This is a genomic window from Aquiflexum balticum DSM 16537 (genome assembly GCF_900176595.1).
GTDB lineage: Bacteria > Bacteroidota > Bacteroidia > Cytophagales > Cyclobacteriaceae > Aquiflexum > Aquiflexum balticum.
Genome location: NZ_LT838813.1, coordinates 3,421,601 through 3,446,462 on the forward strand (window position 1 = coordinate 3,421,601; position 24,862 = coordinate 3,446,462).

Below are 24,862 nucleotides of genomic sequence, written 5' to 3' on the forward strand. Positions count from 1 at the left end.
AAATGTTATTTGAAGCTGGACTCAAAAGAATTAAAAAACTGATATTCTCTCTTGTTTTTTTATCCTTTTTTTTGTCCGGAAAACTTGTCGCTCAAGACAGCAGTATCACTGTAACTGGTTTACAGCCTTTTCTGGAAAATGCAGATGAAATTCCCGGTTTGGAGTTTATCGTTTATTTCAAGGCACTCAATGATACCACTGATCTAACTCTTCTGAATTTAAGTCAGCATGCTGACTCAATTAATTTTTGGTTTTCTGATACTATTCTTCTTTACACTGAAGCTAAAGAATTGAATGCTGATTTGTCCCTTTTGAATCAAGGTTTAGGGTCGATCAATTATTTATTGTTCAAAAGAGAAGTCGGTGAATCCACTGTTGTGGAATATTTGGATAATCTGATAAGGAATGAATTATTTGTTCCAATAAGCATTGTCAATAATTCTTTTGGCAATGAAGGCGAACTGGTGTTGCTGGGTACAAATACCCCTTTCCGGCCATTTTATAAATTGAAGGTAAAGATACTGAGTGATGTCAAGATGCTATTGCTATTGGCTTGTTTGAGTATGTTTCTCATAGCCTCTTTGATAATGGTGTTGGTGATGTTTGTTATCAAATCAAAGAAAAGGAGGAAAGAAATCCTAACGCTGAGGTTTAAGAATTTGTGCTATGGTCCGATCTCAGACCTACTTTTTGATGATGAAACGCAGAAGTTGAATCAATTAAAAAAAGATGATTTGGTGGCATTGTTTCCAAAAGATCACCTCGAGATTGACCTGTTCAAAGATGTGATGATTCAGGAGATTATCAGTCTCAACAAAAACATGAAAGGAGATTTTAAAGCCCGCTTAAAACTTATTTATAGAAAACTGGATCTGGATAAGCATTCCATAAAAAAACTTTCCTTAAAAAGATGGGACAAAGTAGCATCCGGTATAGTAGAGATCAATGAAATGGACATCATTGAGGCGGCGCCTTTGGTGGAAAAATTCACTTCCCACGAGAATTTCTATATCAGGTCCAATGCAGTTGCCACGATGTTGAACATCTCAAATGATATGTCCTTGAAAGTCCTGGCTGAACAGCGCTATCCTTTATCAAGATGGCAGCAAATGAACTATTACAGAATCATCAAATACCTCAATTATAAGGGAAATGTTGAGGTAAATTTACTTTTTGAATCCCAAAATGAATCTGTCCGGATTTTTGGGATAAAGTTAGTAAGATACCTTGGTTTTGTGGATCGACTTTCAATACTTCAGGAAATGTATGGATCAGCGTCGATCAATGAGAAAATAGAGATATTGAAATGCTATGACAATTTTAATCATGTAGATGGTTTGGAAGATATCCATCAAGATTTGGGGACATCTGACAAGACACTTTTTTTGAATATTGTCAAAGTATTGAAAAATTTGGGTTCTGAGATATCCCAGATACTTTTGATGGAATACTTTAAGAAAACCAAGGATTTTGAATGCCGCTTAAAAATATTGGAGGCAGTAAATTCACTTAATCCTGATTTGGTCACCTTGAGGGATTTTCCAAATAAGGATGAAGAAGTCGATCTTATTTTAGCACACCTCAAAGATCCCATTCTCAGTCATGTATAGTATTTTATTCAATATTTTGGTTGAAATCATGGGCATACTCTTTTTGGTGTATAGCTTCTCCATCATTACGATTTACCTGGTGATGGCAGCTTTGTCGGCACTGGAGATGAGAGACCACCTCAGAAAGAACAAATTTGCTGATTATCATGATGTCATTACAAGTCCGGTTTCTCCGGGAATTTCCATAATTGCTCCGGCTTTTAATGAAGGCAGAAATATTGTTCAGAACGCTAAAAGTCTTTTGACACTTCATTACAGCAGGTATGAGGTAATCATAGTAAATGATGGCTCTAAAGATGACAGCTTGGAAAGAATGGTGGAAAGTTTTGATTTGGTAAAAACGGATTATGCTTACAATTATCAGATAGCATGTAAAAATGTCAGAGGGGTATATAAATCTACCAACAGGTCTTTTTCGAAGCTTACTATTGTCGATAAGGAAAATGGCGGAAAAGCTGATGCTTTGAATGCAGGAATCAATATTGCACAAAATGAGATTCTGGCCTGTATTGATGTGGATTGTATTCTTTCAAGTGATTCTTTGACCAGAATGGTGCGTCCTTTTATGGAGGAAACCCATAGAAAAGTAATTGCTGTCGGTGGAGTTATTGGTGTGGCCAACAATTGTGATGTGAAAGACGGAACAGTTACCAAGTACAGGGTCCCGGATACTTTATTGGGAAGATTTCAGGTAATTGAATATTTCAGGGCATTCCTTATGGGAAGAATGGCATGGACAAGGATCAATGGTCTGATGTTGATATCGGGCGCATTTGGATTTTTTAAAAGAGATTTGGTATTGAAGGTGGGAGGATATTTTCCGAAGACAGTGGGAGAGGATATGGAGCTTGTGGTCAGGATGAGGCGGTATATGAATGAGGAAGGTATAGCACACAAAGTTGGCTTTGTTCCTGACCCCTTGTGCTGGACCGAAGTTCCGGAAACTAAGGGAGTGCTTTCCAGACAAAGAAACCGCTGGATGCGGGGAACCATTGAGACTTTGCAGCTTCACCAAAACATCAGTATGAATCCCAAACACGGTGTCCTGGGTATGGTATCTTATCCTTTTTGGGCAATTTTTGAAAAGTGGGCTCCTATCCTGGAATTTATAGGGATTATCTACACCATGATAATGGTCTTCACCGGTGATATCAGTGCTTTGTATTTCATTGCTCTTTTTGTCCTTATATACTGTTTTTCCATTCTGATATCCTCATTCAGTATTTTGTACGAAGAGGTTGCCTACAATAATTATAAGGACAAAACGGATCTGAAGAAACTGATCAAAACCATTATTTTGGAACCGTTTCTGATTCATCCGCTATTGGTATGGTGGGGATTGAAAGGACATTGGCACTTCATCAAAGGAAAAGGAGGCTGGGGAGAAATGATCAGGACGGGTTTCAAAAAAGCCACTGACAAACAAAAGGTAAGCGCTGTAACCCCATAAAGAAGTTTGAAGATGAAACCGCAAATAATTTTCTTTTCTCTTTTTTTGCTCCTAATGCAGGTATTTAATCCGATTTCTGCAATAGCCCAGGAAAGTTTTGATCCGGATGAATTATATTTTGAAGCCAGGAAATTGATTTTGGATGGAAGAAGGGAGGAGGGAAGAGAAATCCTCAGAAAAGTACTTTCCAAATATCCCGAATATGCCGATGTGTTGGTTTTGATGGGACGATCATTCAGTTGGGATGGACAATATGATTCTGCCGGTAGGTATTATGAACGTGCGTTACTGGCAAGCCCTGAGTATGAGGATGTTTATGTTGCATTTATAGATAATTTGTTTTGGAGTGGTAATTACGATAAGGCGTCTGAGATACTTGAGATCGGTATCGAAAAAATCGGACCTTCTTCCATGGCGCTGACATACCGAAAGTCAAGATTGCTTTATTATCGGGAATCCTATAAAGAAGCGCTAAATATTGCCAATGAGGTTTTTGCCAAAGCTCCAAAAACAGAAGGCATTTTAGGGTATATCCAAACATTGAGAAGACTTACCCGGATCAATGCTGTTGGCGCTACCTATGACTATGATTCCTTTGCGGGTTCTATCAGTCCATGGAATACCTATTCAGTTTATGGCAGGACCAGGACTGATTTCACAGGTTCTTTGATAGCAAGGGTTACCCATTCCCAAAGGTTTGATGACAGCGGAACTCAATTTGAGCTTGATGCATTTCCCTCCTTGGGCAAAAATTCTTATGGTTATTTGAATGTTGGTTTTTCGGAGGCTTTCTTCTTTCCACAATTCAGGTTTGGGACAAGTGTTTTCTGGAATTTACCAAAAGCTTATGAAATCGAGGCCGGATATAGATACCTTCAATTTTCGGAGGTTACACATATCATCACCTCTTCATTTGGGAAATATATCAGCAATTGGTGGCTGAATCTAAGGCTGAACTATATCCCCGGAACAGAAGGTTCCTCGAGCAGTGGCAACTTACAAGTTAGGTATTACTTCAGTGGCCCGGAGGATTTTTTCAGTTTGCAAGCATCTACGGGGGTTTCTCCTGACGAGGAAAACAGGGATTTCCAATCCCAACTGTTAAATTCCTACAGGTTGAGAGTGGGATACCAGCATCTGTGGACATCAAGATGGATGGGATTTGGTTTTGTAGGTTATTCCAGAGATGAGATTTCCAAAGACAATTTCAGAAACAACCTCAATATTTCACTTGGTACTGAATTCCGATTCTGATGAAAAGATTTCTTGACAAATATTTTCCGGCTGAATTAAGGTTATTATCCTTTTGGTTTTTTTTAGCCTTATTGTTTTTTGTGGTTACGCCTTTATTGAGTTTTGGGATTTGGTATCTGACTCCTTCCAGTCCATTAGGGGTATTGGTTGTCAATAAAACTGTTCCCAATCAGGAATATCAAGAGCATCAATCTATTCATTGGCTGCTCAATCACTTTAAATTCACCAAGCAGAATGGCAGCGTTTATGATCAATCAAAAGACTATTTCGGGTTTTTCCCAGGGAATACTTTAGAAGAATCAAAAATCAATGATTTTTCATCCCTTTCCTCTAATGAGATGGACAAGCTGATAAAGGAAAACCATTTGATCTACTTTGCAGATACTTATGGCGTGTATGAAAATGATTTTAAGGAAGCTGTACTGGAAAGCCCTTCCAAAAAGGTGTATGGGGGTATGGACCAAAATGATATAAGTTTTTTGAAAGAGGCTTTCCATCAAGAAGTTGATATCATTGCTGAATTCAATACCATAGCAAGTCCAACCAGAAAAGATGTAAGATTGGAATTTGAAAATAGTGCTGATATCAAGTGGACAGGTTGGATTACCAGATATTTCGATGAATTGGATACTTTGCTTAACAATGATTTACCCAATTGGCTGATTAAAACATATGTCAGCCAACATGATGGGGTTTGGGGCTTGGCTGGTCCGGGAATGGTATTTGTTCATGAAAATGGAACCTTGGAAATTTTACAGTTTGAAAAGGATTTCAAGAGCAACGTCCCAAATATTGTTTCTACAGCCAAAAGCCAAAAAAAGTATGAGATTCCGGAAATTGTCAAATACCCTTATTGGATTGACGTGATCTTGGTAAGCAGTGATTTTGAAGTCATTTCCTATTATGACCTGCTTCCAACCGAAGCTGGAATTGATAAACTCAGAGAAATGGGGGTGCCGCGGTATTTTCCGGCTGCTGTAGTCAAGGAAAATGGCAAAGGCAAATTTTACTATTTCTGTGGTGATTTTGCTGATAATCCTGTCAGTGGGAGCTCATTTCGATTTTTTGGGATATCCAAGTTATGGAGAATGTTTTTACAGGCTGAGGATTATTCCCAGCGAAACAGCTTTTTCTGGAACTATTACTATCCACTGATGAAAAACATCCTGAAGGATTCCAATGTCAGGCAAGATCAAAATTGACAGATTATTTCAAAGGCAAATAGACCTTGAGTGAATCGGGAATGATCCGGTTGTTTTCGGTTGCATATCTGTTGGAGTTCCTATAGTTTTCGAACTCGCGGGACAGTTTTTCTTTCAGTTTGATATCAGTGATCGGTTCCATACCCATGTTGTCATAAAGCCTGTAAAGTTGGTTGTCGGACAACACATATTCATTGCTGAGATAATCAATAAGTTGGTTTTTATTTCTCATCAATGGATTTGAAATGTTGGATTGGAAAACCGATGAAGTGTCCATGACATATCCTTTCCAGGCAGTCATTGATGGTAAATCCAGTTCATAATGGGATTTAAGAAATCCTAAAAGAGTAGGAGTGATCTCAAAATGGGTAGTGATTCCATGAATTCTTTTTGGTCTTTGGAGTTTTTCAGAGAAGATCATTATGGGCACATGGAATCTGTCTATGGTAGTGGCTAAAGGAATTTCGGGTAGCCTGTGGTCACCTGTAATGATGAATATGGTATTTTCGTATTTGGGCATTTTTTTATACTCCTCAAAAAATTCCTTGATGGCTTCATCCACATATAGAATACTGGCATACATGCTTTGGTATTTTCTGTAATTGGCCACCTCCATCGGATTGGCTCTCAGGGTTTTGGAAATATATGTTTCAAATAGATCGAAATACCTTTGTTCATCCGGAATCAAAAAAGGGTCGTGGGAAGTTTGTGTTTGAAAAACGGACAGCTGTGCTTGTCTCATTTCCCTTGGGATTTTTCTCATGCCATTTTCAAACATGGCCTTGTCAGGATAACCCCAGGAAAACCCTGATTTCGAAGGGGTTTCTTCAAAATCCGCATCGAAGGATGACATATCCAGAATTCTATCCACTTTTTGGTATTCCAAAAAAGAGCCGACGTTATCAAAATTCTTATCTGCTCCAATATGGTAATTGGTGAAATAGCCGTTGTGCTTCAAAATAGAGAATAAGGATAAATGCAGGGGGTATTCCGGTGCCTGTTCCATAAATCCATTTTGGGCAAAAGGAAGAGAACCAAAGATTCCTGTGAGTACCCCAAAAGTTCTGCCGGTAGTAGATAGCCCGTTTTTCCAATACAGAGAATGATTGCTGAGTGAATCCAAGAATGGTGTAAAACTCCCCAAATATGCATCTTCACCGGAATAAGCTTTTCCTAAACCTTCTACAATCACAAAAACCAAATCAGGGATACTATCGAAATTACTGAAATACGGACTGAGAACATCCGGATAGTTGTTTTCGTGCAAGAACGGGTAATTTGGCTCTACAAAGTTTTTTTGGACAAGAAGGTTGGTTTTACTGGGTGGGGAAAGGAAAAAATCAAAATAGATATAATCTTTGTTAGTGAAATAATTATAGGATTGATTGTAAAAATAAAAAGATTTATTTGCTATCAGATTTTTTTCCAGTTCAGGTCTTTCTTTAAGCTCTTTTTCAGGTAAAAAGTTGTAGGTGATTATAAAAGCATAACAAATCATAGTCAAACCTGCGGAAAAATTAAAAGTCAAAGGGATGTGTTTTCCCAAACTCAAAATATAGTAAACAGCAGCAAATAAGAATAGTGAGGCTCCGATATTGACAATATTTAATTCTCCTGAAGCTTTGACTGTAGCCAAAACATCATCAACGGAATAAGCATATAAATCTTCTCCTAAGGGTAAAAGCATTTTTGTAAAATAAAAGAAAAGGCCACCTTGAAGAAGTGTAAGTATTGTGGTAGAGAATATCAGTAAGATTTGGCTGAATTTTTGAAATTTCAGACCTAATGGGAGGTAAATAATCAGAAGAAAACCCAAAATATAGAAAACCCACAAAAGGTCATACACTGTTCCCATCAGCATAATTTCACTTTTATTAAAAGATAAATCATGCATTGAAAACACAGTGCGAATCTCTAAGAAGCGCAACAGCAAAAGACACAAAATAAAAGGGACTCCGATTTGCCAGAATTTGACAAATGATTTTTTTAAATTCAGTATTAAATCTGAACTGATTGATTCTTGGGTAGACATGGGTAATTAAGTCTGAAAATAAAACTCAAGGGGCAATACAATCATTTTTTTTCTAAAATTCCTATCTTGCCGGATTAAAGGATAAATATGAAAAATAAAGGGGTCTTAATTAAAGAACTTTGCAAAAATATTTCCACAACGGGAGCAATTACTTTCAGTTCTACTTCATTGGTTAACAAAATGTTATCCTATGCGAATTTTGAGGGATTGAAATTTATAGTTGAGTTGGGTGGGGGTGATGGCAGTATTACCAAGGGAATAGTTGAAAGAATGGATCCTGACGCTTTGTTGCTTGTTTTTGAAATCAATAAACCTTTTTGTGAGGCTCTTGAAAAACAATTTCCCCAGGATAATGTAAAAATCATCTGTGATTCGGCTGAAAATCTTGACAAATATCTCAATGGACAAAAAGTTGACATCATCCTTTCCTCTTTGCCTTTGACTTTGATCAAGAAAGATGCAAGAGAAGAAATCTATAAAAAGAGTAAAAATGCGATAAATGGTCAAGGAAAATTTATCCAAATCTGTTACTCGTATTTATTGAAATATCAGTTTGCAGGCTACTTCGGAAACATCAAAAGTTATTTATCTGTCAAAAATTTTCCCCCGACTTTTATTCTGGTCTGTAATTGATTGATAAACTTTCAATTTAGTAGTTTGATTTCCTATGTAAATGACCTCAAGAAATTACATAGAACCCAATATTCTTGCACTGGCCATTTTGGAAATGTGCAGAATGAGAAAAGGGCAAAGTTTTTGTCCTTCTGATGTTGTAAAATGGCTTTACCCGCAGGATTGGGAGTTTTTTCTGACAGATATCAGGATTGAAATGATGCGTCTTTACAAAGAGGGAAAGGTGTTGGTAACCCAAAATGGAATACCGGTAAATCCTGATGTCACACCAATAGGTCTTGTCAGGATTAGTTCTGTTCCCAAAACTTCTTGAGCCTTCTTGTTGTTTAAGCTATAAATTAAAGAGAAATGAAATCAATGCTTTTTATTTTCAGCCTGGCAATGACTACCATATTTGCTTGTGCGCAGACCTCATCAAACAAAGAAAAAAACATGCGAGATTTACCAAAAACAACAGTTGATGTACCGGAAGGATATGAAATCGCCACCTTGGGCGGGGGCTGCTTTTGGTGTACAGAAGCTATCTATCAGGAACTAAAAGGAGTAAAAAGTGTCAAATCCGGGTATAGCGGTGGTTATGTAGACAATCCAACTTATAGACAGGTTACCTCCGGTACAACAGGTCACGCCGAAGTTATTCAGGTTTTATTTGATCCTTCTGAGATTTCTTTTTCGGAAATATTGGAGATTTTTTGGTCTACCCATGATCCTACTACACTCAATAGGCAAGGGGCAGATGTTGGTCCTCAATACAGGTCCGCCGTTTTCTTTCATTCTGAAAGCCAAAAAGAAGAAGCTGATTTTTTCAGAAAAAAACTTGATGAGTCAGGTGCTTTTTCCAGGCCAATAGTGACCGAAATGACTCCATTCAGCAATTTCTACGTCGCTGAGGATTATCATCAGAACTATTTCAATGATAATGGGATGCAACCGTATTGTCAGTTTGTGATAAAACCCAAATTGGAAAAATTCAAAAAGGCATTTGCTGACAAGTTAAAGTGAACCGGTAATTTAGAATTGTTGGATTAATTGTTTCTAGTAGTTAGTTTTGAAAAAAACAAAGCGATATGAAAAAAATAATGCTCCCATTCCTGCTTTTATCCATTGTTATATGGTCCTGCCAGCCTCAATCCAACAAACAAGCAGAGGAAAAAGCTGTTGATGCTGATACTCCCACCGGTAATTTTGGTGAAGCGATCAATGATGATGGCGTGGTTTCATTGACCCAATTGGTTTCGGAACTTCAGGATAATGAAGCATTTGAAGGCAAAGTTGTAGGAGAAATCAAGGAGGTGTGTTCCATGAAGGGATGTTGGATGACTATTGATCTTCCCAACGGACAGACTATGAGAGTCACTTTCAAGGATTACGGTTTTTTTGTGCCCAAAAACTCTCAAGGATATCCTGTCATCATAGAAGGTGTTGCAACAAAGAAAATTACTGATGTGGCTACTTTGCGGCACTATGCTGAAGATGCAGGTAAATCCAAGGAAGAAATTGAATCCATTACTGAACCAAAGCAGGAATATGCTTTTGAGGCAATTGGGGTAATTATCCGGGATGATGCCTAGAATTTCAAGTTTGGTGTTGACTCTTTTTTTGATATGTATTTTCTCCTGTCAGAAAAAAGAAGAAACTAATGCTACAAAAGCTGTATTGTATCCCAATCAGGATGCTCCTTTGGCCTTATTGATGCGGGAGATGTTTTTGGATATGGAAGAAATAAAGCTTTCGGTTGAAAATAAAGAAGCTTTAAAGTCTTATTTGGAAAAACACAAAGACATACTGAGTGCAATCCCAACCAATCCTAAAGTAAAAACGGAACAGTTTCAACTCATGGGAAATGCCTATTTGGAAAGTCTGACAACACTGGAAAACAGTAGTGAAGATTTACTTATCGATAATTACCAAGCGGTGGTAAATACCTGTTTGGGCTGCCACCAACAATATTGTCCCGGACCAATCCAAAAAATCAATAAACTAATCAAAGAGTAAAAAGATGGCTATAGCCTTGGACAATTTAAGAGTAGGAAGAATTTATGAATTCACCAATATGGGTGAAAAGCGTAAGCTTGAAATTTTGGCCAGGTTATCAGGGGAGAATTTTAGAGTAAAAGATTTAGAAACCACCGAAATCTACACCATTGAAGAACTGCTTCGGTGGGGAAAAGGAAAAGACTATGAACTGGATGAAGTAATTGGAGAAAACTCCCAAGGCCTCGTCCCAAAAAGGTTTTAAAAAAAGCCCTGGAAATTGTTTCCCGGGCTTTTTTTAATTAAAACTCATTTTTTTATGATATTCTTCTACTCGAATCTCCATTCCACAAAAAAATCTAAAATCTAAAATCTTAAATCTGCCTTTCCCATATCTACCCCCTTCTAATGAAAGGTCTTAAATCCAGGCTCATAAATAATCCGAATAAAGGAACTAAGCCCTTGCTGTTCGCGGTTGATGGGAATTCCTGTAACAATGCCCACCATTAAGTTTTCTGCAAGTCCGAGCCTCATCTGAGGTCTAAGGACTGTTTCAAGTTTGCCTTGGTTAATTCCCTGATTTACTTCCACACCGATAAAATTTCTTGTCCCTGCAATCATGTAATGAAAGTTACTGTTGATTTCGTAGGTGATATCCGGTTTGTTATGTTCAAACAGTTTTTCAATCCTTGGTCCGGTATAAATAAGGGTATGGTAATTTCTACCCCATCTTTTGGCTGCAATAAAAAACGGGTTGTAAATATTTCCTTTGAATAAATCGCCCTGACCCATTTTATTCAAGTCTACAAATTCGAATTCATGGATATAGCCCAAAGCCAGAGAAGTTTTTGCTTTTTCTGAAACCAAAAAAGACCATTGTGTTGCCAATTTGATGGACTCGACTCGATTGGACGGCCGGGTGATGTCCAAAGGTAAGTCACCTCTACTGGAGAATACGGTAACCGGAATTTCAATTTCCAGCCCAAGCCGGTCAATAACTGCCCATTCATATTCTATCAATGCTTCATATTCATCATATCCACGCTTATCGGTCATCCCCAAGCCCACGTTCCATTCTTTTTCGCCTTTCCGGGCGCCCAAGTCACGGATAAGATCAATATATAAGGGTTCTGCGTGCAATACTTTTGGTTTTTGGTTTTTGACCGATTCCTCGACTTCAGATAGGAAAATACTGTCCAACAAGATTCTTTCCATCTTTGAGCTGTCGGATTTTGCATCCTACGCAAGGATTTGTTGGCTGCCAAAAAGTATGGCAGCCATCAATGCAAATATTTTTTTCATTTTGATTATTGATTTGAAAAAAACTTTTCTGAATTGTTTTTTCACCTCAAATGAATGAAGTGAAGTAAAAATTATAATCAGATAAAGTATTTGGGTGGCGGGGAGGATTGCTCCAAATGGATATTTTCAAAAATATCTTCCGATGTAAAAACCGGATCTTTTCTAAAAGTAATTTTTGGAGAGACAATATTTATTGAAGTCTTTTCTATTAAAACTTTGAAGTCAACTATTTTCCTTTTTTCATGGGGTACTTCAGTATCCGGTATTGTTTCATCATCCATTTCCAAAACATATTCCAAGACCAGTTCAGTAATGGAATCAATCGGGTCGTGATTTTCTAATAAGATTGAATCTATGACAGATGCCTGATAAAAATTGGCTGACAAGTTGATAAAATTTACCAGAAGAAAGTAGATAATCCATTTAATTGGTTGATATCGCCTTAATGGTGTCAGCATGTCTTAAATATAACCATAATTAGAGAATAAGCTTTGATCTTGATATTTTCAAAATTTTGAAACGTGATAGAAATCACTTTTGTTTAACCCATATTGGCTATATTTGCATTTTGTATAGGAGTATTATGAAAGAAAGATCTTTAGGGGCAGCAATGCTTCAGGCAAAGTGTCCAAAATGCAGGGAAGGGAATATTTTCCCCAATTCAATTTTTAGTTATCGTAAGCTTACTGTAGTAAACCAAAGATGTCCGAATTGTAATGCTGTCTTGATACCTGAGCCTGATTTTTTTTATGGTGCCATGTATATCAGCTATGCTTTTTCAGTAGCCTTGGTTATCAATGTGATGATTATTCTCAATTTTTTCTTCGAGGATCCCGCAGTATCGGTTTATATACTTACCGTTGTTGTGGCGAATATTGTTTTACTTCCTCTTATGTTGAGGTACTCTAAAGTCCTGTATCTCTATTGGTTGGGAAAATTGAAATATACTCCTGCAGATCAAAGAAGCTGATAATTCACCTTCCTTAAAATGAAATCCTTTACCAATTTAGCAATTATCTTTTTCAATTAGGTTTCAAATACAAAACTCTAAGTCCACAGATTCTTTTGGACACCGCAAGCCTCAAGCATAAAGTTGTGCAGTTCAAAGTTTTTGACAAATCCCGTTAATTTTTCAGATCCCGGTCCATACATAGCCAATTCCACATAGTCACCGGAATGATTGTTTCCTGCCCATTGAACCGAATTATGAGAAGACTGCATGGATGCCAAAGGCAATAAAGGAAGGTTGTTGGTATTATAAAGCCCATTATCTCCAGGCCTATAATTTTTCAACAATAATTCCGCATCGGCTGTTTTAAGCGCGATATTTTGGTGTGCCATGATCAAATCAACAACTTGGGAAGCATTATAATCAGAATTGATCTGATTCAAAACCCACTCGTTGGAGGCAGTGGTCGTGTAAAGCTTTTCAAAGTTTTTGCTTGCCTGATTGCCGCCAAACAAACCCGGGTTACTATTGCCATGATCGGTAGTGATAATCACCAAGGTTTCTTTGTCCTTTACCGCAAAATCCATAGCCACCGCAACTGCTTCATCAAAATCCAATTGGTCATACATTAGGGCAGGGGCGTCATTTCCATGGGCAGCCCAGTCTACTTTTCCACCTTCCACCTGCATGACGAATCCTTTCTTGTTTTTATTTAAAACTTCAATGGCTTTTTTGGTCATTTCTGCAAGACTCGGAACTTGGGATTTGAGTTCTTCATTGTTGACCCTGTCAACAGCATAAGGAAGTCCATCATCAGCAAATACGCCCATGATTGGCTTATTCCCGTTTGCATTGACCATATCAGCTTTATTTCTGACCAGATCAAATCCATTTTGTCTGTAGGCCTCGTATAAATCCACTTTATCAGTTCTCTTTTCAGCACTGAAAAAATTTCCACCTCCACCCATCATCACATCAAATTTCAATTTCAGATAATCCTCGGCAATTTCAGCCATTGCATTTCTGCTATTATTGTTGACACAAAAAGATGCGGGAGTTGCATGGGTAATCTGAACTGAAGTTACACATCCAACAGCTTTCCCCATAGTTTTGAACTTTTGAAGAATTGGGACAGGTCTTTCCCCGTCAGGGCCAATATTGAGAGCACCGTTTTTGACTCTCATTCCGCCTCCCCATGCAGAGCCGGCAGCTGCTGAATCTGTTATAAAAGAATTTGCAGAGGCCGTATCCATCAATGCCCTTTTGACAAGGTTTTCTTCATAAAGGCTTATCCACTTTGTAGCCCGGCCTTCTTTATTTCTTAAAAGAATATCTGCCATGTTCAGTGTGCCTGCACTCATACCATCACTTACCAGAAAGATGATGTTTTTTGCCTGCTCTTTCGCCAGATTAGGGCTGTTGGCAAACACAGGGTAAGAACCTATTGTCCCCAATCCCAAGGTGGTTAAAAATCCATTTTTGAAGAAATCCCGTCTTTTCATAAGTCTATATTTTTGGTCTATGGTCTCTTGAGCTATATAAATTGTAAATGTGGTTATTCTTAATTAACAACAGGAAAATTAGGGATTAGGAATTTGTTATTAAATCGTAAAGTCATCCAATGGTTAAATATTAGTTTTAAGGATTTTTATCCACCTCCAAAACCTTTTATTCCATTTATTCGTCAATTTGAAAACGGAAAATTTAAGGAATATTTGAAACAATAGTTGAAAAATTAAATATAGATTTAGTTTTGTAGTTTGATAATTATAATTTCATAAAAATTATGCGTTTGATTAAATTAATTTCTGTCTTAGTTGTAACAGTCTTATTTTTTCCACTTGAAGTATTGGCGCAATATTCACCGCCCAGCCGATCTGTGTTTGTTGAATTAGGCGGTCCTGGCTTGGTTTATTCCTTTAATTATGATTTCAGGTTTGATAAGGATAGGATGGATTCCTGGGGGATGCGTGTGGGTGCCGGTGGATATGCCAGAACAAGAACAGATACATGGGGAGGAGGAAGTAAGGACAGTAATGCTCTTTTGACAGTTCCGGTGCAGGTAACCAAGTTGTTTGGACGTTCTGTTCACTTTTTTGAAGTTGGAGGAGGCGCTACTTTCATCTATTATAGAAATCAATATTATGATTGGAGTAGCAACAGCACCCAAGTCAGAAAGGATTTTGATTTCATTTTGAATTCGGGAGATACTCCGGCTTTGATGGGAACACTTAATTTTGGCTATAGAAAAATTCCTGTTAATGGGGGATTTACTTTCAGAGCCAATCTAACACCTGTTTTCAACCAAAATGGATTTTGGCCTATATGGGCAGGAGTGGGATTTGGATATGCATTTCATTGATTATTTTAAAAGAGAAAAATATATGAGAAATACACTTTTGATTTTATTGATAGTGGTTTTGCCTTTGATCGTAAACGCGCAGGAAAAACCTGTTACACAATCTATCTACCTTGAATTGGGTGGTGCAGGATTGCCTTATTCCCTGAATTATGATTTCAGATTTGACAAAGACAGGATAGATTCTTGGGGAATGCGGGTAGGTGCCGGGGGATATTCAATTTCAGGTGGGGATTCTTTTTTTTCAGCCCCTATTCAGGTTAATAAATTATTCGGAAAAAATGGTCACTATTTTGAATTTGGAGCTGGTGCCACATTTTTGGCTTTTAGTAGGGAAACATACTCCTACTGTCAATCAGGCTATAATGATCCTGATACGGGCGAGTTTATATGTACTGATTTATTTACTTCCCGTAGCGATTTTACCGAGTTTATTCTGGAAATTGACGGCTCCCCAAATGTCATGGGAACCCTGAATTTTGGATATCGGAAAATTCCTGTCGATGGAGGTTTTATGTGGAAAGTAAATCTTAATCCGATATTCAATAACAGTGGTTTTTGGCCATTGTGGGTTGGAGTTGGATTTGGTTATGCTTTTTAATAAGGGAAGCTGGAATACCGAAGTTGATCTGAATCGGTTCTTTTAACCTGCTTTCAAAATAGTTTTGGGTTCTATCGATAGGAAAGCTGAAATAAATGTAAGCGAACACGGTGGGTAATTATTATCTAATCTGTCCGTTTCCTTTTATGATCCATTTATAGCTTGTAAGCTCATTTAAGGCCATAGGACCTCTTGCATGAAGTTTCTGTGTGCTGATTCCGATCTCCGCTCCCATGCCAAATTGGTTGCCATCAGTAAAAGCAGTGGAGGCATTTGCATATACTGCTGCCGCGTCGACCATCTTCAGAAATTTGTCGATGTTGGCCTGATTCTCGGAAATGATGGCTTCACTGTGCCTGGAACTGTATTTAGAAATATGGTTTAATGCCTCATCTAAGTCCGATACAGTCTTGATGGACATTTGAAGTGATAAAAATTCCATCCCAAAATGTTCGTTTTTTGCTTTTTCAACTGCATGTTTTCCTTCAAGCGTTGCATATGACTTTTCATCGGCAAATATCCTCACTCCTGAATCCAAGACCGGTTTTAAGAGTTCTGGAAGTTCATTGATTCTGCTCTCATGAATGATCAAACAATCCAGACTATTGCATACACTTGGCCGTCTTGTTTTGGCATTATGTATAATGGCTTTTCCTTTGGTTAGGTCACCTGTTTCATCAAAAAAAGTATGCACAATTCCGGCCCCGGTTTCAATTACAGGTACTTTGGCATTTTGCCTCACGAAATCAATCAGCCCTTGACTTCCACGGGGAATGATAATATCCACCAAACCCACGGCTTCCAAAAGTGCTTTTGTAGCTTCCCTTTCCACAGGTAAAAGTTGATAGGCATCTTTTGGAATATTATTCAATTCGAGCGCTTGATGTATCAGAGAAATGATCGCCATGTTTGAATGCTCAGCATCAGCACTGCCTTTCAGTACGAGGCCGTTGCCCGATTTAAGTGCCAGGCTAAATACATCAAAGGTAACATTTGGCCTTGCCTCATAAATAATTCCCAATACGCTTATGGGAACGGAGATTTTTTGAAGTTCAAGACCATTTTCTAAAATTTTGCTTTCCAAAATCCTGTTCAAAGGAGAGGGCAATGATTCAACCTGTGCAATTTCATTACAGATATTTTTTATTCTTTCTTCAGAAAGTAAAAGACGGTCATATTTCGGATCATTGTGATCCATCTTGGCCAAATCCTGAAGGTTTGCCTGCAAAATAAAATCTATGCTATTGAGTGAAATTTCCCTAAGTGATTGGAGCGTTTGGATAATTTCCCTTTCTGTTAGTAAAGGTAAATTTCTTGTCGCGGATTTGACGGATTGGAAAATATACTTGTAATCAGTCATGTTGGAATAAGTAGAGGTAGTCATAATGGATAAAAGGCTTTTGGTTCTTTTTCCCCAATACCTGTAAAGCTGTTGCGGAATTATATTCTGATTTTCCCAAGCCGATTTTCTCGCCATTTTCACCAATGATCCGGATGATATCTCCTTTTGAAAATTCTCCTGAGATTGAGCCGATTCCTATGGGAAGGAGACTGATGATTTTTTCGGAAGCCAAAGCTGATTTTGCACCGTCATTGATCACCACTTCACCTTTATAATATTGTTCGCCATGAGCCAGCCATTTTTTTTGACTTTGTTTGGAGGGCTTTGGTTCAAAATAGGTAAATGGAACGTTTTCCTCTAAAATCCCTTGAAGAATATAATCTTTTTTGCCGTTGCCTATGATTACCTGAATTCCTAGATCAGCAGACTTTCTGGCCATGGTAAGCTTGGTCAACATTCCACCTCTTCCAAATGAGGATTTGGTAGGGCTTATCATAGAACCAAGTTCCGGCATTTTATGTCCGATAACAGGAATCAATTTAGAATCAGGGTCGGAGGGAGGCCCGTCATAAACCCCATCTACATTGGTCATCAGGATTAAAGTATCTGCGTTGACCATGGCTGCCGTTAGAGACGCCAATTCATCGTTGTCAGTAAACATCAATTCTGTAATAGCCACAGTATCATTCTCGTTGAGGATGGGTATAATTCCTTGGGACAATAAGCCCAGGATACAGTTGCGCATATTCAGATAATGTTTTCTATCCCTGAAATCTTCTTTGGTAACCAGGATTTGAGCTACTTGGTATCCATTCGTTGCAAAAAGGTTTTTGTATTTTTGGATGAGGGCAATCTGACCTGCAGAGGCCCAGATCTGTTTTTTGAGAACAGGATTCATTTTTTCCTGAAGAGCTATTTCCTGTCTTCCAAAGGCCACAGCCCCTGAGGTTACCAACAATACTTGAATTCCTTTTCTTAACAGAATTGCAACTTGTCCTACCAAATGCTTCATGCGGGCCTCATCAGGTTGACCTGAATCAGAAGTAACCACATTTGAACCTATCTTGATGACTGCACAGTGAATCGGAAGCATTGCGTATTATAAAATTGACACAATATTAGGTCAATAATTAAAAAAATACTAAAAATGATCTAATTTGATCATGTTATGATTTTTTGTTCAACAGGATCAAAGTACTTATCCAGAACTGATAACCTAGAAAGTTCGGATATTTTAGGTTGTTATTGACACACCCTTTCTTTAATTTAAGGGATTATATTTTCGCATAAATTGGTGTATGGCAAGTAACGTATTCGGAGAAGAACTGATAGTTTGCAGTTCTGAACCTTTGACAGGATATTACAGAAATGGATGTTGTGAGACAGGAGTTGATGATTTGGGAACTCATACGGTTTGTGCTGTAATGACGGATGAGTTTCTACAATTCAGTTTCAAAATGGGTAATGACCTTATCACTCCGAGACCTGAGTGGTCTTTCCAAGGCTTGAAGGCAGGGGATAAATGGTGCCTTTGTGCCGGTAGATGGATGGAAGCATATCGGGCAGGTTGTGCTCCAAAAGTAATATTGGAGGCATGTAATGAAAAAACACTACAATATATTTCCTTGGAAGAGTTGGTGGTTTTTTCTTTTCATTGACAAGTTATCAATGGAGGATTATTTTTTTGGTTTCAACTTGATAATTGCTGTAAATTTTCATCAAATAAATTCCTTTTTCCAATCCACTAAGGTCAATTTCAAATATTCTTCCTGATTGGTTTGGTAAGCTGATGATTAAACTACCCTGAGCATTATAAATGGAAATGCTGGCATTTTCAAGATTTTGGTTTTCTGATAAGATGTTCACTTTTCCTTGAGTTGGGTTGGGATAAACTTTGACCGCCAATTTTTCCTGGATCTCATTAAGAGTCACCCCCACCGCTTTGAAAGTCTCTGAAGTACCATCAAAATCTGTTTGGGTCAATCTGTAAAACTGTCTTCCAAAAACCGCATTTTCGTCGATGAATTCGTAATTCAGGATAAGGTCTGAATTTCCTGCTCCCGCCACTATACCTATTGGAAACCAATCTTGCCCATCAAAGGACTTCATGATAGTGAAAAAAGCATTATCTTTTTCGGATACAGTTGACCATGAAACCTTGATTTGCCTGTCGCTGATTGGAGTTGCAGAAAAGGAGAGTAGTTCGATTGGTAAAATTCTGAAGGACTGTCCTAATGTAAAAATATCATTGGACCAATTGGAAACTGCCGTTTGATTCCGGACTGTACCCGAAGTTTCATCACCGGCTAACCCTGCCTGACCCAAATCAATCCATTCAGATCCATTCCATTGTACCACAATAAATTCAGCAAAATCCACAATTGGACAGGTTCTGTCATCGGACCAGGATAAAGTTACAGAAGGATTTGCAGAGCCATTTGTTCTTTCGAATTCCCAATATTCGCATTCATTGACCACCCCAATACTGCTTTCTTTACTTTCCCTGTCATAAGGAACCAAATCAGGGTTGATATGGAAAAATCTTCCAGTAAAATGGAAAGCGGTTGAACCCCCACCTCCAAAACTGGAAGTGGTCAATGGCGCATAAAATCCCCCATTTCCAAAAGGATAGGTAAATGCAGTATTTCCGATTTTTCTTATTCTTCCATCTACATGGCTGGCATTGGACCCTCCTGTGACGGATGAATTATGGAGAAACGTAATCATGTTTTCCTCATTCTGAACAATTCCATTATTCAGGGTCATATTTACACCTAGCGTAAATGGTACCAAAACATCTAGAGTGCCGGTGGTATTAACTGTAAGTCTATTTATCCTAGGTTCATTAAAACTATCTCCCAGAAGTTGCTGTACAGCATTCCCGACTATTTCCACTACGCCATTTCCGGCTCCAAAGATAATAGGACTGGCTGAACCAACCGTAGAAATATTTCCCAAGAAAGTGCTGGTATTGTTCCTTGCCGGTTCCAATAATCCGGAACCATTTTGGTTGAAGATTACATTTCCCCTGAATTCATCTCCTCCTACGGAATTAGCTAGGCGGATTCTACCATTTCCATTATTTGTCAAATTGAAATTCCCAAAAATATTTCCACCTTGCCAATCATTGTCTGTACCACCATTTTTAATCATTGTGGTGGTTGTTCCTGCTGCAGTACTGAACCTATTACCACCTGTCATCACTATTGCACCTGCAGATATAAATGAATTGGTTCGGGCAAATCGACTGTTATTTTGGAATGTCAAACTGTTTCCTCCGGTACTTGAAGTGCTGACTGAGAAATTTCCCTGAAATGAAACATTATTGGACAAAAATGTTTCCGGTTGAAAGTTACCATTTGGAGTTGCTGTGCTTTGGAAAAAGTTTCTGATCTCAAGAAAACCACTATTGAAATCAGTGGTTTGAAGGCTTCCTACAGATAAAAGGCTTGTACCGCCATTCCTGCCAAAATAGAAACCTCCTGTCGACGAATTATTGATAGTAACTGTAGATGCAAAGGTATTTGAGCCATTTCTGGCTATGTCAAATTCACCTGAATTATTGTTTGAAAAAACTGAAGTTGATGTAAAGGTATCTCCGATGCCATTATTGGTCATCCTAATATAGTTTGCGGCATTTTTGACAAACTCTACTGTTCCAAAAGTATTTCCCCCATTCCAATTGACGTTTCCCCCGCCATTTTTTTCAAAATAGCTATTTGTACCCCCATTGGAACTGAACTCCGAATTGCCCCCCAAAGTGAGTTGTCCATTGGATATGAAGTTATTGTTGGATGCAAATCTGACATCTGCCTGTAAATTCATGTCGCCGGATGTGGTCACTGAAAAATCTCCTTCAAAGGAACTGTTTCCTACTGTAAAGGTGATAGGTAAAAATGGTCCATTAGGTATATCCTGATTCTGAGTGAAATTTTGAACGGTAAGAATTCCGGTATTAAATCCTGAGGTAATCAGACTACCATTGGTTTGAGTACTGTTGCCACCTCCTGCACCAAATCGAATACTTCCGCTGGGATTTGTGTTATTTATTTCAATCTGATCACCAAAAGTATTTGTTCCGTTCCTGGCGATATCAAATTCACCGGAATTGTTATTTGAAAAAACTGAAGTTGAAGTAAAGGTATCTCCCATGCCATTGTTGGTCATCCGGATATAGTTTGCAGCATTTTTGACAAACTCTACGGTTCCAAAAGTATTTCCTCCATTCCAATTGACGTTTCCCCCGCCATTTTTTTCAAAATAGCTATTTGTACCCCCATTGGTGCTGAACTCCGAATTACCACCCAAGGTGAGTTGTCCATTGGATGTGAAATTGTTGTTGGATGCAAATCTGACATCTGCCTGTAAATTCATATCTCCTGATGTGGTCACAGTGAAATCTCCTTCAAAGGAACTGTTTCCTACTGTAAAGGTATTTGGTTCGAACGGACCGTTGGCAAAGTTTGTAAGCTGATCGAAGTTCCGAATATTCAAATTTCCCGTAGTAAAGTTTGTAGTCGTCAATGCACCATTCTGTAGTTCATTGGTTCCCCCATTCAACCCAAAACCTATGGTTCCTCCCGCATTTATATTGTTTATCGTGATTTGGTCCATATAAATGTTGGTGCCACTTCGACCTATATCCAAAGTATTGGTACCATTATTAATAAAAACACTGGTACCAAGGTATTCATCTCCGTTTGTATTAGCGAGCCTCAATAAGTTATTGCTGTTGTTGGTGATAATGACATCTCCATTGAAAGTATTGCCACCTTGCCACACAAGGTTTCCAGGAGTATTGTTTTCCAATATAAAATTACCAGTGCTGTTGCCACCACCCCAAGTGACATTCCCTCCTCCGTTTCGTATCATTGTAGTGGTATTACCAGGATTACTAAAAGTATTTCCACCAATGACCATTACAATATTTCCAGTTGCAGTAAATGAATTATTCCCTCCAAAACTGCTGCCACCCGTGAAGGTTGTCTGCCCAATAGTAGTGATAGAAAAATCTCCATTAAATGAACTGTTTTCAACCTCGAAATTCAAGGGGTTGAAAGGTCCATTTGCAATATTGTCCAACTGGGTAAATCTCCTGATGGTAAGAGTCCCATTGGTAAGGTCATTGGTGTTGATTCCACCACTGCTTTGTACGCTAGTTCCGGTTTGTGCGGCTGTTCCGCCAAACCTTATATTCCCAGCACCATTGTTATCAATAGTAATTTGATCAGCAAAAGTTGTGTTTCCGTTGAAAGCAATATCCATGGTGCTGGTACCATTGTTTATAAAATGTACCGTTCCACCAAAAACATCTCCCAGTGTGTTTGCAATTCTGAATATGTTATTGGAATTATTGGTTATCAGAACATTACCGTTAAAGGTGTTATTTCCTTCCCAAGTCATGTTGCTGGGAGCATTATCTGTAAATGTCAAAGCCCCAAATGAATTTCCTGGCCCCCATATTACCGCTCCACCACCGTTTCTTGTTATAGTTGTAGTCCCGGAAATACTATTGAAGGTATTTCCGCCATTAGGTATGGCAAACTGATTTCCAGAAATAAACTGGTTGTTTGAAGCAAAGGTATTTGATCCCGCTAAAGTCAGGACACCTGTTGTAGTGGCAGAAAAATCTCCTAAAAATGTTGAATTTGAAATGGTTAACGTAGTAGGATTAAATACACCATTTGGTAATGTATTGAGTTGGGTCAAATTATTGATGATTAAAACACCAATGTTGAAGTCTGAGGTATTTAAACCCCCATTTGATAGCGTAGAAGTCCCTCCCCCTTGTCCTATGTTCAATTGATTGTTTGCAACAGTATTATTGATGGTTACTTCTTCCTCAAATGTATTGGTTCCATTATAAGCGATTTCCAGACTTCCTACACCATTTTTATTGAATACCACAGTCGAATTGAAAGTATCCCCATTAGTGGCAGCCAGTCTTAACCGGCTGTTATTTAAATTTGTGATGATTGTTGGTCCATTAAATACATTTCCTCCGGTCAAATCATTATTTCCTCCGCCATTTTTAATTATGGTCATGTTTCCATCAAATACCATATTCTGCATTTCCAGAATATTTCGGGAAGTCTCTATAGTACCATTACTGATAGAACCCCCTGTGAGGTTCAAGTCTCTGACATTCAATTCAAATCCATTGAGGTTAAGTACCCCTGCTGATACGGATAAGTCTCTTACCGTAATATCTGAAGGCAAAAAAGGTTGATTGGGGGCTGTGGCATTATCGATGATAACATCACTCCCCGGTCCTGGAACCGTAGCTGGCGTCCAATTACCTGGGGTGTTCCAGTTATTGCTTAAGTTTCCAGTCCAGGTCTGGGAAAAACTTAAATGAGAAATAGCTAAAAACAGATATAGAAATAATGAATTCTTTTTCATCGTGGGTGATCGGTGAAGAAGTAATTTAATTGAATAGAAAATCGCTTAAATGGGTAATTAAGTTTTAAATACAGATTTTATCATTTTGAAAAATACTAATTATATTTAATGAAATATTTACAATCTGATATTGAAAGTTACCAATAAATATTTAAATAATGATATAAATTGGTAAAAAAACTAAGGTGTATTTATTATTTAATTCATCAAATAAAAAAATAGTAAATTCTTTTTGATTGAAAAGGGACTTCAATAAATTTCCCTGGTCAAGTGTATCAAATTTTAACAGCCTTTATAAAAACCCAATTCTTTATTGTATTAATCAAATTAAAACCAATGTTTTTTCTTGAAGTACCGAATCATTGCCAATGTTGAGATCAAGAATAATGACCAAATCAAAATGTACCCATACTTCCATTGAAGTTCGGGCATAAATTCAAAGTTCATACCATATACTCCCGCAATAAAAGTAAGTGGGATAAAAATAGTAGCAATGATGGTTAAAGTTTTCATCACTTCATTTTGTTTGAGGCTTATATTTGACATAAAAATCTCTACCAACGTTGTTATTGACTCTCTTTGCATTTCCAAATTTTCCATGATTTCAACGGTGTGTTCATACACATCATTGATGAAAGGAGCAGTTCTCTTCTTAATAAAGGGACTTTCTGATTTTCTCCAAGCAGCGATCATTTCCCTTGTGGGCCAGATAATTTTTTTGATTTCCTGAAGGGCTTTTCTTTTAAGATAGATATCACTCAATTTTATTTTTTGAGAATCATTGGTGATTTCATCCTCTATTTCTTCAATTGTGTTGTCCATCATTTCAAGAATCACATAATATTGATCTATGATGGCATCCAACAAAGTATAAGTAAAATAATCCGTCCCCATTTTCCTCATTCTTCCATGGGGATTTTCCAACCTCAACCTGATCGGATCAAAGATGTCATAGGTGTTTTCCTGAAATGAGATGATAAAGTTTTTGCCAAATACAAAGCTGACCTGTTCTATTTCCAAAGCTGTAATGTCTTTTTTGGTATAGATCATCTTTGAAACCAAAAAAATGAAATGGTCAAATTCCTCCAATTTAGGTCTTTGTTGGTTGTTTTTTATGTCCTCTATTGCAAGGATATGGATGTCAAAAATATCAGCAATTTCATTTAATAGTTTAGCATTTTTCAAATCACAGACATTCAGCCAGAATTTTTTTTCAGAATCCATAAAGGGCTTTATTTCCTCAGTGGAGCTTAGATGATGCTTCTCAAAAAAATTCTCACCAAAAGAATATAGCTCTAAACTTACAGGCTGCGCCGAAGACTTGTTCGTATCCATTTACAAAATGCTTTTTATTTTTTCAGGTGTAAGCGGCTTTTCAATGAAACCAAATACACATTTGTATTCAGAGGCTCTTTGTCGGTCTTGAAAATCAATAGAACTGGACAAAACTACGATCTTGTCGTTTCTTTCACTGAACTCCAAAATATAATGATTCAAAAAATCCCAACCATTCATAACCGGCATATTGATATCCAAGAATATTAATGTGTTTAAACTTTTATCCAGCCGCCTTAATTTTTCAATTGCTTTTTCAGCTTCTAAAAATTCCTCTACTATGGGAGAAATATTCAATCTCGTAATTAACCTTCTGTTGATTAGATTATTGATTGGGTCATCATCTACCAAAATAATGGAATGGAAAGAATTCATCAAGTACGAGATAGTATTATTAATTTAAATTATATAATTCAG

General features: G+C 37.7%; 23 protein-coding genes. 14 read left to right on the plus strand and 9 right to left on the minus strand.

Features of this window, described 5'->3' with window-relative positions; translation table 11 throughout:
• Positions 1–2: 2 nt before the first annotated feature.
• The 4 genes from B9A52_RS14440 to B9A52_RS14455 are packed head-to-tail and all read left to right on the plus strand — an operon-like array spanning position 3 to position 5,516.
• A complete protein-coding gene (locus tag B9A52_RS14440; protein WP_084121124.1) occupies positions 3–1,610 on the plus strand; it encodes a hypothetical protein in 1,608 nt (535 codons plus the stop codon).
• Entirely contained in the window at positions 1,603–3,060 is a 1,458-nt protein-coding gene (locus tag B9A52_RS14445) for a glycosyltransferase family 2 protein (RefSeq protein WP_084121125.1), read from the plus strand. The genes B9A52_RS14440 and B9A52_RS14445 overlap by 8 nt, the downstream gene beginning before the upstream one ends.
• A 12-nt stretch (positions 3,061–3,072) precedes the next feature.
• The gene (locus B9A52_RS14450; RefSeq protein WP_084121126.1) at positions 3,073–4,314 is read left to right on the plus strand and encodes a YaiO family outer membrane beta-barrel protein; all 1,242 of its coding nucleotides are present in this window, start codon (positions 3,073–3,075) and stop codon (positions 4,312–4,314) included.
• Positions 4,314–5,516: a hypothetical protein gene (locus B9A52_RS14455; protein ID WP_084121127.1), complete on the plus strand. Its 1,203-nt coding sequence runs from the start codon at positions 4,314–4,316 to the stop codon at positions 5,514–5,516. The genes B9A52_RS14450 and B9A52_RS14455 overlap by 1 nt, the downstream gene beginning before the upstream one ends.
• Positions 5,517–5,520: 4 nt before the next feature.
• Here the strand turns inward: B9A52_RS14455 and B9A52_RS14460 are convergent, their stop codons facing one another.
• The gene (locus B9A52_RS14460) at positions 5,521–7,203 is read right to left on the minus strand and encodes an LTA synthase family protein (RefSeq protein ID WP_231955237.1); all 1,683 of its coding nucleotides are present in this window, start codon (positions 7,201–7,203) and stop codon (positions 5,521–5,523) included.
• Between the two features lie 432 nt (positions 7,204–7,635).
• On the opposite strand from B9A52_RS14460, the gene B9A52_RS14465 reads away from it, so the two are divergent.
• From B9A52_RS14465 to B9A52_RS14490, 6 genes are all read left to right on the plus strand, one after another.
• On the plus strand, positions 7,636–8,181 hold the full coding sequence (locus B9A52_RS14465; RefSeq protein WP_084121129.1) for a class I SAM-dependent methyltransferase: 546 nt from the start codon (positions 7,636–7,638) through the stop codon (positions 8,179–8,181).
• 40 nt (positions 8,182–8,221) lie between these two features.
• Positions 8,222–8,494, plus strand: coding sequence for a DUF3253 domain-containing protein (locus B9A52_RS14470; protein ID WP_172805214.1), 273 nt, complete (start codon positions 8,222–8,224; stop codon positions 8,492–8,494).
• Between the two features lie 35 nt (positions 8,495–8,529).
• Positions 8,530–9,183: a peptide-methionine (S)-S-oxide reductase MsrA gene (gene msrA, locus B9A52_RS14475; RefSeq protein WP_084121130.1), complete on the plus strand. Its 654-nt coding sequence runs from the start codon at positions 8,530–8,532 to the stop codon at positions 9,181–9,183.
• 65 nt (positions 9,184–9,248) lie between these two features.
• Complete coding sequence (locus tag B9A52_RS14480; protein WP_084121131.1) at positions 9,249–9,752, plus strand: DUF4920 domain-containing protein; 504 nt, start codon at positions 9,249–9,251, stop codon at positions 9,750–9,752.
• Complete coding sequence (locus B9A52_RS14485; protein ID WP_084121132.1) at positions 9,742–10,176, plus strand: hypothetical protein; 435 nt, start codon at positions 9,742–9,744, stop codon at positions 10,174–10,176. Before B9A52_RS14480 ends, B9A52_RS14485 begins: the two co-directional genes overlap by 11 nt.
• A gap of 4 nt (positions 10,177–10,180) precedes the next feature.
• Positions 10,181–10,420, plus strand: coding sequence for a hypothetical protein (locus B9A52_RS14490; RefSeq protein WP_084121133.1), 240 nt, complete (start codon positions 10,181–10,183; stop codon positions 10,418–10,420).
• Positions 10,421–10,560: 140 nt separating this feature from the next.
• Here B9A52_RS14490 and B9A52_RS14495 read toward each other — a convergent pair whose 3' ends face one another.
• Both B9A52_RS14495 and B9A52_RS14500 read right to left on the minus strand, forming a co-directional pair.
• Entirely contained in the window at positions 10,561–11,370 is an 810-nt protein-coding gene (locus B9A52_RS14495; protein WP_172805215.1) for an HAEPLYID family protein, read from the minus strand.
• Positions 11,371–11,534: 164 nt separating this feature from the next.
• Complete coding sequence (locus tag B9A52_RS14500) at positions 11,535–11,915, minus strand: hypothetical protein (protein ID WP_157370166.1); 381 nt, start codon at positions 11,913–11,915, stop codon at positions 11,535–11,537.
• A 125-nt stretch (positions 11,916–12,040) separates the two neighbouring features.
• On the opposite strand from B9A52_RS14500, the gene B9A52_RS14505 reads away from it, so the two are divergent.
• Positions 12,041–12,427 carry a DUF983 domain-containing protein gene (locus tag B9A52_RS14505; RefSeq protein WP_084121134.1) on the plus strand — a complete coding sequence of 129 codons (387 nt, stop codon included), beginning with the start codon at positions 12,041–12,043 and terminating at the stop codon, positions 12,425–12,427.
• Positions 12,428–12,504: 77 nt separating this feature from the next.
• Here the strand turns inward: B9A52_RS14505 and B9A52_RS14510 are convergent, their stop codons facing one another.
• Entirely contained in the window at positions 12,505–13,908 is a 1,404-nt protein-coding gene (locus B9A52_RS14510; protein ID WP_084121135.1) for an alkaline phosphatase, read from the minus strand.
• Between the two features lie 284 nt (positions 13,909–14,192).
• On the opposite strand from B9A52_RS14510, the gene B9A52_RS14515 reads away from it, so the two are divergent.
• Both B9A52_RS14515 and B9A52_RS14520 read left to right on the plus strand, forming a co-directional pair.
• The gene (locus B9A52_RS14515; RefSeq protein ID WP_084121136.1) at positions 14,193–14,768 is read left to right on the plus strand and encodes a hypothetical protein; all 576 of its coding nucleotides are present in this window, start codon (positions 14,193–14,195) and stop codon (positions 14,766–14,768) included.
• Positions 14,716–15,366, plus strand: a complete 651-nt coding sequence (locus B9A52_RS14520; protein WP_231955239.1) for a hypothetical protein — start codon at positions 14,716–14,718, stop codon at positions 15,364–15,366. Before B9A52_RS14515 ends, B9A52_RS14520 begins: the two co-directional genes overlap by 53 nt.
• Before the next feature lie 121 nt (positions 15,367–15,487).
• Here B9A52_RS14520 and B9A52_RS14525 read toward each other — a convergent pair whose 3' ends face one another.
• Together B9A52_RS14525 and proB are read right to left on the minus strand one after the other, a co-directional pair.
• Entirely contained in the window at positions 15,488–16,726 is a 1,239-nt protein-coding gene (locus tag B9A52_RS14525; RefSeq protein ID WP_084121137.1) for a glutamate-5-semialdehyde dehydrogenase, read from the minus strand.
• Positions 16,719–17,801 (minus strand): glutamate 5-kinase, encoded by a 1,083-nt coding sequence (gene proB, locus B9A52_RS14530; protein WP_084121138.1) that lies wholly within the window; start codon positions 17,799–17,801, stop codon positions 16,719–16,721. Before proB ends, B9A52_RS14525 begins: the two co-directional genes overlap by 8 nt.
• Positions 17,802–18,006: 205 nt before the next feature.
• On the opposite strand from proB, the gene B9A52_RS14535 reads away from it, so the two are divergent.
• The gene (locus B9A52_RS14535; protein ID WP_084121139.1) at positions 18,007–18,366 is read left to right on the plus strand and encodes a DUF2237 family protein; all 360 of its coding nucleotides are present in this window, start codon (positions 18,007–18,009) and stop codon (positions 18,364–18,366) included.
• 7 nt (positions 18,367–18,373) lie between these two features.
• Here the strand turns inward: B9A52_RS14535 and B9A52_RS14540 are convergent, their stop codons facing one another.
• The 3 genes from B9A52_RS14540 to B9A52_RS14550 form a co-directional block, all read right to left on the minus strand.
• On the minus strand, positions 18,374–23,110 hold the full coding sequence (locus B9A52_RS14540; RefSeq protein WP_084121140.1) for a T9SS type A sorting domain-containing protein: 4,737 nt from the start codon (positions 23,108–23,110) through the stop codon (positions 18,374–18,376).
• A gap of 327 nt (positions 23,111–23,437) precedes the next feature.
• The gene (corA, locus tag B9A52_RS14545) at positions 23,438–24,445 is read right to left on the minus strand and encodes a magnesium/cobalt transporter CorA (RefSeq protein ID WP_084121141.1); all 1,008 of its coding nucleotides are present in this window, start codon (positions 24,443–24,445) and stop codon (positions 23,438–23,440) included.
• Positions 24,446–24,820, minus strand: coding sequence for a response regulator (locus tag B9A52_RS14550; protein ID WP_084121142.1), 375 nt, complete (start codon positions 24,818–24,820; stop codon positions 24,446–24,448).
• Positions 24,821–24,862: the final 42 nt, after the last annotated feature.